A 12,635-nucleotide genomic window follows, 5' to 3' on the forward strand; every position below is an offset into this window, starting at 1 on the left:
TGTCCCCTTGGGTGCGCTGCCGGCAGGCCATCGGGCTTGCGGGTACGCCTCATGGCGCCCGTACACCGTTGCGGGGCAGCCCCGGAATTTCACCGGATTTCCCTGCGGCGGCAGCGGTGTTGAGCATACATGTAGTGGTGCCTGCCGTCGGCACCCCCAGATGTTGTGTCTCGTTACAAGTCTATGGAATACACCTGCAAGTCGATGCCGGGCACCGGAGACCAGTCCCGCCCGGGGGCGCGGTCGAAACCGAGCCGTCGGTAGAGCCGGTGGGCGCTGTGCATCGAGGGGCTGGTGGAGATGGCGAGCCGGGACATGCCGAGCTTCCGGGCGCGGTCGAGGCAGGCCCGCACCAGTGCCTCGGCGGCGCCCTGGCCCTGGAAGCGCGGATCCACGCCGAGCATGCGGAACTCGCCCTCGCCCTCCCCGGCCACCTCGGTGTAGACCGAGCCGGGGGGTACGAAGGCGACGCTGCCGAGGATGGTGCCCGACGGGTCCGCGGCGACCAGCAGTTCGGTGTGCTCGGCGCGGTGTGTGGCGTCCCGCAGCCGCTCCAGATACGTGTCGCCGTCGGGGAGCACGGGCTCGTACGCCCGTGCGGTGAGATCCCCGACGGCGGCCAGCTCTTCGGGCCGGACCGGGCGGATGGTGATGTCCATGGTTCGAGTCTGACGCACGGGTCTGACAGTGCCGTTCTCAGGCGGTGATTCCCCAGGTCCGCCGGGCGGCCTCGGCCGCGGCCTCGGCGGCCCGCGCGGCCCGGATCTGGCGGTCGATCCGGCGTTCGTGGGCGAGACCCAGGAGAGCGGGGGCGGCGACGGCGAGGGTGAGGGACAGAACCGCTACGAGGGCGAGGTATGTGTTCATGCATCTAATCTCCTCCCTGCGGGCTGCCGCCGGGAGTGGCAGGACTGCCTTGCTCCCTCGAATTCCTGCCAGCTCTCTGGCATGCTCGGAGGATGCTGAAAAACGTGGCCGCGGTACTGCTCGACGGGGTGCACCCCTTCGAACTCGGCGTGATCTGCGAGGTCTTCGGCGTGGACCGGAGCGAACAGGGTCTGCCCGTCTACGACTTCGCGGTGGTCGCCGCCGAGCGGTCGCCCGTCCAGGTGTACGGCGGCTTCTCCATCAACACCCCGCACGGCCTGGACCGGCTGGCCGAGGCGGATCTGGTCGCCGTCCCGGCCGGCTGCGACATGCCGGACAAGGCCGCCTACCCGCCGGCGCTGCTGCTGGCCCTGCGGGAGGCCGTCGACCGTGGCGCGCGGGTGCTCAGCGTCTGCTCGGGGGCCTTCGTGCTGGGCGCCGCCGGGCTGCTGGACGGCCGCGCCTGCACCACCCACTGGCGGCACACGGACACGCTCGCGCACCGCTTCCCGCTGGCCCGGATCGAGCCCGACGTGCTGTACGTCGACGAGGACCCGGTCATCACCTCGGCCGGTACCGCCGCCGGTATCGACGCCTGCCTCCACCTGGTCCGCAAGGAGCAGGGCAGCGCGGTGGCCAACGCCATCGCCCGCCGTATGGTCGTACCGCCGCACCGCGAGGGCGGCCAGGCGCAGTACGTCGAACGACCGCTGCCGCGCAGCCGCTGCGACACGGTCGGCGACGTGCTCGGCTGGATGGAACAGCACCTCGACCGCGAGGTCACCGTCGACGAACTGGCCGAGCGGGCGCACATGGCGCCGCGGACCTTCGCCCGGCGCTTCCAGCAGGAGACCGGGACGACGCCCTACCGGTGGCTGCTCGGGCAGCGGGTACTGCTCGCCCGTGAGCTGCTGGAGGGCACGGACGAGACGGTGGACGCGATCGCCCTGCGGGCCGGCTTCGGCAACGCGGCCACCCTGCGTCACCATTTCGGCCGCTGGGTGGGCACCACACCGCAGGCCTACCGGCGCACCTTCCGGGTGCCGGTCGGATAGGGCGTCGTGCGCGCGGCCGCGCATGCCCCCGGCCGCGCTTGTCCCGGCCGCGCTTGCCCCGGATCGCCGGGCGGCCCGGGAAACCGGCCCGCCCGGCGATCCGGGACGAGGACGAAACGGTGACCGCTAGTGCCCCGCGGTCACCGGCACTTCCGGTTCCACGCCGGGCTCGCCGGCGTCCGCCGTGTAGTCGCCGGGGGAGGTCTCGTCGACGCCCTCGGGGGTCTTCAGGGCGTGCAGGACCAGGGTCAGGGCCACCGCGACCACGGCGTTGAGAACGAACGCCGTGAGGCCGATGTAGCCGATCTGGCCGATGACCGGGATGGTGTCCGAGGAGCCGCCGAAGTGCTTCTGGGCGGGGCTGGCGACGCCGTACGCCTGCCATGTCCCGTAGACCATGCCGACCGCCCAGCCGGCCAGCAGCGCCCAGCGGTGGAACCAGCGGGTGAACAGGCCGCCCACCAGGGCGGGGAACGTCTGCAGGATCCAGATGCCGCCCAGGAGCTGGAAGTTGATGGCGACCGTCTTGTCCATGGTCAGGACGAAGACCAGCGCGCCGACCTTGACCAGCAGCGAGACCAGCTTGCTGACCCTGGTCTGCTGCTCGGGGGTGGCGTCGGGCCTGAGGAAGTCCTTGTAGATGTTGCGGGTGAAGAGGTTGGCGGCGGCGATCGACATGATGGCCGCCGGAACCAGCGCCCCGATCCCTATGGCGGCGAAGGCGACGCCCGCGAACCACGAGGGGAACATGTTCTCGAAGAGCTGCGGGATCGCCAACTGGCCGTTGTAGCCGGTGATTCCCTTGCCGACACCGCTCGCCAGCGCCATGAAGCCGAGCATCGCCAGCAGCCCGAGCATCAGCGAGTACAGCGGCAGCACGGTGGTGTTGCGGCGGATCACGTCCCGGCTGCGCCCGGACAGCACGGCGGTCACCGAGTGCGGGTACATGAAGAGCGCCAGTGCCGAGCCCATCGCCAGCGTTCCGTACGCCCACTGGGCGGTGTCCCCGGGCGCGAGCGCGCCACGCGGCTTGCCGGTGGCCGGGTTGACCTGGGCGTAGGCCTCGCTCGCCTTGCCGAAGATGTCGTCGAAGCCGCCCAGCCGGTACGGGATGTAGATGATCGCCACCGCGATGACGATGTAGATCAGCGCGTCCTTGACGAAGGCGATCAGTGCGGGCGCCCGCAGCCCCGAGGAGTAGGTGTACGCGGCCAGGACACCGAAGGCGATCAGCAGCGGCAGGTCCTTGACGAACCAGTTGTCGGAGGCGCTGCCGCCGACGCCCATCACGTCCAGCACGGCCTGGATACCGACCAGTTGGAGCGCGATGTACGGCATGGTGGCCAGGATGCCGGTGACCGCGACCGCCAGCGACAGTCCCTTGGAGCCGAAGCGGCCCCGGACGAAGTCGGAGGTGGTGACGTAGCCGTGCTTGTGGGAGACCGACCACAGCCTCGGCAGGAAGACGAAGATCAGCGGGTACACCAGGATGGTGTAGGGCACCGCGAAGAAGCCGGCCGCCCCGGCCGCGTACACGGCCGCCGGGACGGCGACGAAGGTGTACGCGGTGTAGAGGTCGCCGCCGAGCAGGAACCAGGTGACCCAGGAGCCGAAACTGCGTCCGCCCAGGCCCCATTCGTCGAGGTGGAGGGCGTTCTCGGCCTTGCGCCAGCGGGCGGCGAGGAAGCCCATGACCGTGACGGCCACGAAGAAGAAGATGAAGACGGCGAGTGCGACGCCGTTCACGCCGTCCTTCATGCCGGGACCCCCTTGGCCGCCTTGCGGGCGCGCTCCTCACGGCGGACCAGCACATACGCGGTGCAGGTCAGGGCGGAGGAGATGAACACCCAGAGCATCTGGTACCAGTAGAAGAACGGGATGCCGATGAACTCCGGGGTGAGCCGGGCGTAGGAGCCGACCCAGAGCATCGCGACGAAGGGGATTATCAGGCACACGCCGGCTGTCACGCGGGTCGGCGTGACGGCCGGCGGGCGACCGGAGGAAGTTCCTGGTGTTCCTGTTGGTTCGGACACTGCGGCAGCTCCGTCCCTCTGCGTGGGTTTCTCACTCTTTGTGACGAGCAGGAAATCTAGGGCAGAGATCAGCCGCTCGTCTACGGGCGCCGCAGGCGCGCGACGAATTTGTAGCGGTCCCCCCGGTACACCGAACGCACCCATTCCACCGGTTCGCCGGTGGTGTCGATGGAGTGCCGGGACAGCATCAGCATCGGCAGTCCGACATCCGTGCCGAGCAGCCCGGCCTCGCGCGGGGTCGCCAGCGAGGTCTCGATGGTCTCCTCGGCCTCCGCCAGGCGTACGTCGTAGACCTCGGCCAGCGCGGTGTAGAGCGAGGAGTGCTTGGCGAGGCTGCGGCGCAGCGCGGGGAAGCGCTTGGCCGACAGGTGGGTCGTCTCGATGGCCATCGGTTCGCTGTTGGCCAGCCGCAGCCGTTCGATGCGCAGCACCCGGCCGCCGGCCTTCATGTCGAGGAGTTCGGCGAGGCGGTCGTCGGCGCTGATGTAGCCGATGTCCAGCAGCTGGGAGGTGGGTTCCAGGCCCTGGGCGCGCATGTCCTCGGTGTACGAGGTGAGTTGCAGCGCCTGCGAGACCTTGGGCTTGGCGACGAAGGTGCCCTTGCCCTGGATGCGTTCGAGCCGGCCTTCCACGACCAGCTCCTGGAGTGCCTGCCGCACGGTCGTCCGGGAGGTGTCGAAGTCGGCTGCCAGGGTGCGTTCGGGCGGCACGGGTGAGCCCGGGGGCATCGTCTGGGTCAGCTCCAGCAGGTGCCTCTTCAGCCGGTAGTACTTGGGGACGCGGGCGGTCCGCCCGGCGGCGCCGGTGCCGTTCTCCGGCCCTGCGGCGCTGTCCAGGATGCTCGCGTCGGTTTCCCCGTCGCTGCTCATGCTTCCTCCGTCACAAGTCAAACCCACATCGTGGCACGGGCCGTGCCACCCGTGCGGCCCTGGTCCAGGTGTCGGTCCGGTAACGGACTCGCCAGGCTTCTTATACACCCTTGACACCCCAAAAGGTCTAGGCCAAGCTCTCGACCACTGGTCTACACCACTTGGTACCACGACCCTGGGGAGGGTGTTGTGAAGCGCAAGCTGATCGCGGCGATCGGTGTCGCGGCAATGGTTGCCGGCGTTGCGGCCTGCGGTTCGGACAAGGGGTCCGACAAGGCCGAGTCACCCAGGTCCATCACGGTATGGCTGACGGTCGACGCACAGAACAACTGGCCCGGACTGGTCAAGCAGGCCGACGCCGCGCTCAAGAAGAAGCACCCGGGCGTGACGGTCAAGCACGAGTACTACAGCTGGGGCGACAAGAACACGAAGTTCGACGCCGTACTGGCCTCGGACAAGGCCCCCGACGTCATCGAGATGGGCAACACCGAGATGCTCGGCTACGAGATCAAGGGTGCCTTCGCCGAACTCGACGCCTCCGACTTCGACAACTCCTCCGCCTGGCTGGACGGCCTCAAGGCCTCCGGCTCCTACGACGGCAAGACCTACGGCGTCCCCTACTACGCCGGCGCCCGCGTCGCTGCCTGGCGCAAGGACATCGCCGCCAAGGCCGGTGTCACCACCGTCCCGGCCACGTACACGGAGCTGACCGCCGACCTGGACAAGATCCAGAAGAAGAACGGCAAGAAGTTCAACGCCTGGTACCAGCCCTCCCGCGACTGGTACGCCGCGATGTCCTTCGTCTACGACGCCGGAGGCGCCATCGCCACCGACAGCGGCGGCACCTTCAAGGCGAGCCTTTCCAGCGCCGAGTCCGTCCAGGGCCTGACCGCGTGGAAGGCCGCGCTCGGCACGTACATGCACGGCGACCTCACCAAGGACGAGTCCGACCGCTACATCGTCTTCGGCCAGGGCAAGTCCGCGATGATCTACGGCGCGAGCTGGGAGGGCGGCGCGGCCGCCGACCCCAAGGTCGACAAGACCGGCGGCAAGCTCAAGGACAACCTGGTCCAGTTCGTCTTCCCCGGCCCGTCGGGCAAGAACATGCCGGTCTTCCTCGGCGGCTCCGACCTCGCCGTCCCGACCAAGTCCAAGGCCCAGGCCCTGGCCGCCGAGTGGATCAACGACTTCACCGGCACCGCCGGCCAGAAGGTCCTGATCGGCAAGGGCAACCTGCCCAACAACAAGACCCAGCTGGCCACGCTGAAGACGGCGGACGCCACCAAGGCCACCGCGACCGCCGCCGAGAGCAGCTGGTTCATCCCGGCCGCGCCGGGCTGGGGCAACGTCGAGAAGCAGCAGATCCTCCAGGGCATGCTGCAGTCCATCGCCACCGGCAAGAAGACGGTCGAGCAGGCGGCCAAGGACGCGGACGCCGCGATCGACAAGGTCATCAACAACAGCTGACGGCAAGAGAGTTCGAGGGACCGCTGAGGAGCAGTACGTGATGAGTGCCGCCGAGACCACCACCGCGAAGGTGCCGCCGACCCGGCACTCATCACCGGCCCCGGCGCCCGGCCGGGCGCCGGGGCCGGGCAGGAAACGCACCAGGTCCGGTGCGACGGGACTGCCCTGGCTGCTGCTCGCCCCCGCGCTGGCGGTGCTGCTGCTGGTCCTGGGCTACCCCTTCGTACGCCTGGTCACCCTGTCGTTCCAGCACTTCGGGCAGCCCCAGCTGTGGGGGTTCAAGCCCGCCGAATGGGCCGGCCTCGGCAACTTCACCGCGATCCTCGGGGACGGCGAGTTCTGGTCGGTCGTCTGGCGGACCGTCTGGTTCGCGGGCGGCGCGGTGGTGCTGACCATGGTCACCGGGATGCTGCTCGCCCTGCTGCTCCAACGGGTCTCGCCCTGGGTCAAGACCCTGGTCAACATCGCGCTGGTGGCCAGCTGGGCCATGCCGGTCATCGTCGCCGTCACCGTCTTCAAGTGGATGTTCGACAGTGACTACGGCGTCCTGAACTGGCTGGTCAGCAAGATCCCCGGGGTGGACTTCGACGGCCACAACTGGTTCGCCACCGGCCCCCAGGGCCTCACCGTCGTCATGCTGCTGGTGGTCTGGGGCGCGGTCCCGTTCGTCGCGATCACCCTCGGCGCCGGCCTCACCCAGGTGCCCAAGGAGCTGGAGGAGGCGGCCCGTCTGGACGGCGCGGGCTCGATGGCCACCTTCCGCTACGTCACGCTGCCGATCCTCAAGCCGATCATCGTCATGCTGACCACCCTGTCGGTGATCTGGGACATGGGCGTCTTCCCGCAGGTCTACCTGATGCGCGGCGGCCACCCCGAGCCCGAGTTCCAGCTGCTCACCACCTACTCGTACACCAAGGCCTTCGTCGTCAACGACTACGGCGGCGGCTCGGCGATCGCGCTGATCACCGTGGCCCTGCTGCTGGGCGTGGTCGCCGTCTACATGCGCCAGATGCTGAAGATCGGAGAGGTCGAGTGAGTGCCGCGACGAGGACACGTCTGGGCTACAACCTCCTGGGGCTGCTGGCGTTCGCCGGCTTCGGTTTTCCCGTCTACTGGATGCTGAACACGGCCTTCAAACCGGCCAAGGACGCCATCGACCCCGACCCGCACTTCGTGCCCTGGCCGGTGTCGCTGGAGAACTTCCGCCGGGCACTGGACATCGCCGACTTCTGGGGCCCGGTCGGCCGCAGCCTGATCGTGTCGGTCAGCACGGTCGTCATCGGCCTGGTGGTGGGGCTGCTGGCGGCGCTGGCGATCTCCCGCTTCGCCTTCCGGGGCCGCAAGATCGTGATCGTCGGCATCCTCGCGGTCCAGATGGTCCCGCCGGTCGCGATGATCATCCCGGTGTTTCTGCTCCTCAACGACCTGGGTCAGTACGACAAGCTGCCCGGCCTGATGCTCGTCTATCTGACGTTCATCCTGCCCTTCACGGTCTGGACCCTGCGGGGCTTCATCGTCAACATCCCCCGGGAGCTGGAGGAGGCCGCCATGGTCGACGGCTGCAGCCGTACCGGCGCCTTCCTCCGGGTGGTCTTCCCGCTGCTCGCCCCCGGTCTGGTCGCCACCTCGATCTACGGCTTCATCCAGGCCTGGAACGAGTACCTGTACGCGCTGATGCTGCTCAGCCAGGAGCATCAGACCGCCACCGTCTGGCTCAGCAGCTTCACCACCAGCCACGGCACCGAGTACGCCCCGATGATGGCCGGTTCCACGCTGATGGCGATCCCGGTCGTCATCCTGTTCCTCCTGGTCCAGCGCAAGATGGCCGCCGGTCTCACCGCCGGGGCGGTGAAGGGATGAGCGCCTTGCAGGACGACATCGGACGGGACGCGCTCACCGTCCTGCAGCCCGGCTTCCACGGCACGACCGCCCCCGAGTGGCTGCTGCGCCGGCTCGACGAGGGCCTGGGTTCGGTGGCGCTGTTCGCCCGCAACATCGAGACCCCCGAGCAGCTCGCCAAGCTCACCGCCCAGCTGCGCCACGTACGCCCCGACGTGCTGGTGGCCGCCGACGAGGAGGGCGGTGACGTCACCCGGCTCGAAGCCCGCGGCGGCTCCTCCTTCCCCGGCAACCTCGCCCTCGGCGCGGTCGACGACCCCGGGCTGACCCGCTCCGTCGCCGCCGAGCTCGGCCGCCGGCTCGCCGCCTGCGGGGTCAACCTCAACTGGGCGCCCTCCGCCGACGTCAACTCCGACCCCGGCAACCCGGTCATCGGCGTCCGCTCCTTCGGCGCCGAGCCCTGGCGGGTCGCCCGGCACACCGCCGCCTATGTCGAGGGCCTCCAGTCGGCCGGCGTCGCCGCCTGCACCAAGCACTTCCCCGGCCACGGCGACACCGCCGTCGACTCCCACCACGCCCTCCCGCGGGTCGACGTCTCCGCGGCCACCCTGCGCTCCCGCGAGCTGCTGCCCTTCCGGGCCGCCATCGCGGTGGGCACCCGGGCCGTCATGAGCGCCCACATCGTCGTCCCCGCCCTCGACCCCGACCGCCCCGGCACGCTCAGCCGGACCGTACTGACCGGACTGCTCCGCGACGAACTCGGCTACGACGGGCTCATCGTCACCGACGGCATCGAGATGCGGGCGGTCGCCGACACGTACGGCATCGAGCACGGCACCGTCCTGGCACTGGCGGCCGGCGCCGACGCGATCTGCGTCGGCGGGGGACTGGCCGACGAGGAGACCGTGCTGGCCCTGCGCGACGCGATCGTCCGGGCGGTGCGGACCGGTGACCTCGGGGAGCAGCGACTCGCCGAGGCCGCCGCCCGGGTGCGCGAGCTCGCCGGGTGGACCACCTCGGCCGCCGCGTCCGGCACAGGACCCGGCGCCGGGTTCGCCTCCGGGTCCGGGTCCGGTGCCGTGCCGGGGACGGCACCGGACCCCGAAATCGGCCTCGTCGCCGCCCGCCGCGCCCTGCGGGTGACCCGCACGCGGGGCTACGTACCGCTGGGCCCCGGCGCGGCACCGTACGTGGCCGCCTTCACGCCGGTCGCCAATGTCGCGGTCGGCGCCGAGACGCCCTGGGGGATCGCCGCCGAGCTGGAGCGCCTGCTCCCGGGTACGGTGACCGGCAGTTTCCGGCAGGACGACTCCGTGACCGCGGACGTGCTGCGGCAGGCGGCGGACCGTAGGATCGTCGCTGTGGTTCGCGACGTCCACCGGCACCGCTGGATGGCCGAAGCCCTCGGCGCCCTGCTCGCGGCCCGGCCGGACACGGTCGTGGTGGAGATGGGAGTGCCCCAGGCGGAGCCCTCCGGCGCGATGCACATCGCGACCCATGGCGCCGCCCGTGTGTGCGGGAGGGCCGCCGCGGAGGTCATCGCCGGGAACGGGTACGTCTGACACGGAGGCAACGGGAATGTCCGCCACGACAGCGGGCCGGATCATGTCCGGCGAGATGGCCGAGCAGCCGGCGGTACTGCGCCGCATCCTCCAGGAGGGCGCCCCGCACATCCGCCGGGTCGCCGGGCGGATCGCCGCCCGTGCCCCGCGCTTCGTCCTCCTCACCGCCCGCGGCACCTCGGACAACGCCGCGCTGTACGCGAAGTACCTGATCGAGGTGCTGCTGGGGAAACCGGCCGGGCTGACATCGATGTCGACGACCACCGCGTACGGGGCCCGGCCGGACCTGACGGACGTCCTGGTCATCACCGTCAGCCAGTCCGGCGGCTCGCCCGACCTGGTCGCCTCCACCCGCGCCGCCCGTGAGGCCGGCGCGATCACGCTGGCGGTCACCAACAACCCGGACTCGCCGCTCGCCGAGGTCTCCGAGTTCCACATCGACGTACTCGCCGGCCCGGAGAAGGCGCTGCCCGCCACCAAGACGTACACGGCCGAGCTGCTCGCCCTCTATCTGTTCGTGGAGGGGCTGCGCGGCGGCGACGGCACCCCCGCCGAGGTCCTCCCCGACCTCGCCGGGCAGATCCTCGCCCGCTCCGAAGAGGTCCGCGCCCTGGCCGGCCGCTACCGCTTCGCCGAGCGGCTCGTCCTCACCTCGCGCGGCTACGGCTACCCGACGGCCAGGGAAGCCGCCCTGAAGCTGATGGAGACCAGCTACATCCCGGCGCTGGCCTTCTCCGGCGCCGACCTGCTGCACGGCCCGCTGGCCATGGTCGACAACGTCTCCCCGGTGATCGCCGTCGTACCCGAGGGCAAGGGCGGCAAGGCGCTCCAGCCGGTGCTCGACCGCCTCCGCGGACGCGGCGCGGACCTGGTGGTCATCGGCAGCCGCGAGTCGGTCGAGGCGGCCTCGGCGGGCTTCGTGCTGCCCACGGAGGGCGTCGCGGAGGAGGTCCAGCCGATCCTGGAGATCCTGCCCCTGCAGATGCTGGCCTACGAGGTGACCATCGCCCGGGGCCAGGACCCCGACGCCCCGCGGGCGCTGGCCAAGGTCACCGAGACCCACTGAGGCCGCAGCTGTGCCGGGCCCGGAAAGCACTTCGGGCCGCGGGCCTCCGGGCCCCGGAAAGCACTTCGGGCCGCGGCGCCGGGACGGGACCCTCAGCCCGTCCGGCACCGCAGCCCGGAGCTGCCGTCGGACCGTGGCGCGCGAGGTGTGCGGTGCCTCGCGGCCCAGTAGGGCCGACCCGTGAGGCCGGGGCGCAGTCAGGGCAGAGAGCGCCGGGGCCTCGCTCCGTCCTCCTGTGCGGGGAGGGCGGAAGATTTCCGAAGAAGTTCGGTCTGTTCAATTCTGGACTAGACCATTCGCGCTGTCCATAAAACAAAGAACAACGCAGTCAGATCATAAGGTCTCCAAGGCCCCGTTGGGGCCAGGATTCCGGGCGCGATGTGAGCGCTTGCCATGAGCGCGGGTACGCTCACTTGTGTGCCCTCCATGAACGATCTCGTACGCCAGCACACCGCACTCGATGATTCCGATCTCGAATGGCTCCATCTGCTGGTATCGGAGTGGCAGTTGCTCTCCGACCTCTCCTTCGCGGACCTCGTTCTGTGGGTCCCGACCCGCGACGGCACCCGCTATGTCTCGGTCGCGCAGATGCGCCCGAACACCGGGCCCACCTCGTACCAGGACGACATGGTCGGACACCTGGTTCCGCGGGGCCGGCGGCCGATGCTGGACGCGGCACTGGACGAGGGACGGATCGTCCGCGAGGGCGACCCCGAGTGGCGCGAGGAGGTGCCGGTGCGCGTCGAGTCGATCCCGGTACGGCGGGACGGCCGGGTGCTCGGCGTCATCGCCCGCAACACCAACCTGCTGACCGTCCGGACGCCGAGCCGCCTGGAACTGACCTACCTCCAGAGCGCGTCCGACCTGGCGCAGATGATCGCCGCCGGGACGTTCCCCTTCCCGGCCGAGCAGGTCGACATGGACGCCTCACCCCGGGTCGGCGACGGACTGATCCGGCTCGACGCCGACGGCCTGGTCCAGTACGCCAGCCCCAACGCGCTGTCGGCCTACCACCGGCTGGGGCTGGCCACCGACATCGTGGGCCAGCACCTCGGACAGACCACGGCCGAACTCGCCCCCGCCCGGGGGCCGGTGCACGAGGGGCTGGTCAAGCTCGCCAGCGGCTGGGCACCGCGCGAGACCGAAGTCGAGGGCAACGGCGGGGTGATCCAGCTCCGCGCCATCCCGCTGAGCCCCAAGGGCAATCGGATCGGCTCCCTGGTGCTGCTCCGGGACGTCACCGAACTCCGCCGCCGTGAGCGGGAGTTGATCACCAAGGACGCCACCATCCGGGAGATCCACCACCGGGTGAAGAACAACCTGCAGACGGTCGCGGCACTGCTGCGGCTGCAGGCCCGCCGGATCGATTCCGACAAGGGGCGCGAGGCACTGGAGGAGGCGGTACGGCGGGTCGGCTCGATCGCGATCGTCCACGAGACGCTGTCGCAGAACCTGGACGAGCGGGTCGAGTTCGACGAGATCGCCGACCGGGTGCTGTCCATGGTGGCGGAGATCTCACCCGGCAGGGTCACCACCCGCCGGGCCGGCCGCTTCGGGATTCTCACCGCCGAGGTCGCCACCCCGCTGTCCATGGTGCTCACCGAACTGCTGCAGAACGCCATGGAGCACGGCTTCGGCCCCGGCGAGGAGGGCATCGTGGAGGTGACGGCGACCCGGGCGGGGGAGCAGCTGGTGATCACCGTGCGGGACGACGGCCGCGGCCTCCCCGAGGGCTTCGACCCACAGCGGGCCGGCAACCTGGGCCTGCAGATCGTCCGGACCCTGGTGGTAGGCGAGTTGGGCGGCACCTTCGACATGGTGGCCGCGCAGGGGCGCGGTACACAGGTCGTCCTGGAGCTTCCGCTCGACGGCTGAGC

Annotated in this window: 12 protein-coding genes and 1 riboswitch; of the genes, 7 read left to right on the top strand and 5 right to left on the bottom strand. The window is 70.2% G+C overall.

Features of this window, described 5'->3' with window-relative positions; all coding sequences use genetic code 11:
* Positions 1-16: 16 nt before the first annotated feature.
* Positions 17-114, bottom strand: a riboswitch (adenosylcobalamin-variant (AdoCbl-variant) riboswitch).
* A gap of 59 nt (positions 115-173) precedes the next feature.
* Together RWE79_RS25795 and RWE79_RS25800 are read right to left on the bottom strand one after the other, a co-directional pair.
* Entirely contained in the window at positions 174-659 is a 486-nt protein-coding gene (locus tag RWE79_RS25795; RefSeq protein ID WP_475942441.1) for a GNAT family N-acetyltransferase, read from the bottom strand.
* 37 nt (positions 660-696) lie between these two features.
* Positions 697-867, bottom strand: coding sequence for a hypothetical protein (locus tag RWE79_RS25800; protein WP_475942442.1), 171 nt, complete (start codon positions 865-867; stop codon positions 697-699).
* Between the two features lie 92 nt (positions 868-959).
* Here RWE79_RS25800 and RWE79_RS25805 point away from each other — a divergent pair, with 92 nt between their 5' ends.
* Positions 960-1,922, top strand: coding sequence for a helix-turn-helix domain-containing protein (locus RWE79_RS25805; protein ID WP_475942443.1), 963 nt, complete (start codon positions 960-962; stop codon positions 1,920-1,922).
* Between the two features lie 126 nt (positions 1,923-2,048).
* Here the strand turns inward: RWE79_RS25805 and mctP are convergent, their stop codons facing one another.
* The 3 genes from mctP to RWE79_RS25820 all read right to left on the bottom strand — a co-directional run bounded on the left by mctP (position 2,049) and on the right by RWE79_RS25820 (position 4,824).
* Complete coding sequence (gene mctP / locus RWE79_RS25810) at positions 2,049-3,680, bottom strand: monocarboxylate uptake permease MctP (RefSeq protein ID WP_475942444.1); 1,632 nt, start codon at positions 3,678-3,680, stop codon at positions 2,049-2,051.
* Positions 3,677-3,955: a DUF3311 domain-containing protein gene (locus tag RWE79_RS25815; protein ID WP_475942445.1), complete on the bottom strand. Its 279-nt coding sequence runs from the start codon at positions 3,953-3,955 to the stop codon at positions 3,677-3,679. Before RWE79_RS25815 ends, mctP begins: the two co-directional genes overlap by 4 nt.
* 80 nt (positions 3,956-4,035) lie before the next feature.
* The gene (locus RWE79_RS25820; RefSeq protein WP_475942446.1) at positions 4,036-4,824 is read right to left on the bottom strand and encodes a GntR family transcriptional regulator; all 789 of its coding nucleotides are present in this window, start codon (positions 4,822-4,824) and stop codon (positions 4,036-4,038) included.
* Positions 4,825-5,013: 189 nt separating this feature from the next.
* Between RWE79_RS25820 and RWE79_RS25825 the strand changes: the two genes are divergently transcribed.
* The 6 genes from RWE79_RS25825 to RWE79_RS25850 all read left to right on the top strand — a co-directional run bounded on the left by RWE79_RS25825 (position 5,014) and on the right by RWE79_RS25850 (position 12,633).
* Entirely contained in the window at positions 5,014-6,291 is a 1,278-nt protein-coding gene (locus RWE79_RS25825; RefSeq protein WP_475942447.1) for an extracellular solute-binding protein, read from the top strand.
* A 40-nt stretch (positions 6,292-6,331) separates the two neighbouring features.
* Positions 6,332-7,327: a carbohydrate ABC transporter permease gene (locus tag RWE79_RS25830; protein WP_475942448.1), complete on the top strand. Its 996-nt coding sequence runs from the start codon at positions 6,332-6,334 to the stop codon at positions 7,325-7,327.
* Complete coding sequence (locus RWE79_RS25835; RefSeq protein WP_475942449.1) at positions 7,324-8,151, top strand: carbohydrate ABC transporter permease; 828 nt, start codon at positions 7,324-7,326, stop codon at positions 8,149-8,151. Before RWE79_RS25830 ends, RWE79_RS25835 begins: the two co-directional genes overlap by 4 nt.
* Positions 8,148-9,692, top strand: a complete 1,545-nt coding sequence (locus RWE79_RS25840) for a glycoside hydrolase family 3 protein (protein WP_475942450.1) — start codon at positions 8,148-8,150, stop codon at positions 9,690-9,692. Before RWE79_RS25835 ends, RWE79_RS25840 begins: the two co-directional genes overlap by 4 nt.
* Positions 9,693-9,708: 16 nt before the next feature.
* Positions 9,709-10,758 carry an SIS domain-containing protein gene (locus RWE79_RS25845; RefSeq protein ID WP_475942451.1) on the top strand — a complete coding sequence of 350 codons (1,050 nt, stop codon included), beginning with the start codon at positions 9,709-9,711 and terminating at the stop codon, positions 10,756-10,758.
* Positions 10,759-11,184: 426 nt separating this feature from the next.
* The gene (locus tag RWE79_RS25850; RefSeq protein ID WP_475946097.1) at positions 11,185-12,633 is read left to right on the top strand and encodes a sensor histidine kinase; all 1,449 of its coding nucleotides are present in this window, start codon (positions 11,185-11,187) and stop codon (positions 12,631-12,633) included.
* Positions 12,634-12,635: the final 2 nt, after the last annotated feature.

The sequence above is a fragment of the Streptomyces sp. RLA131 genome, from assembly GCF_056270125.1.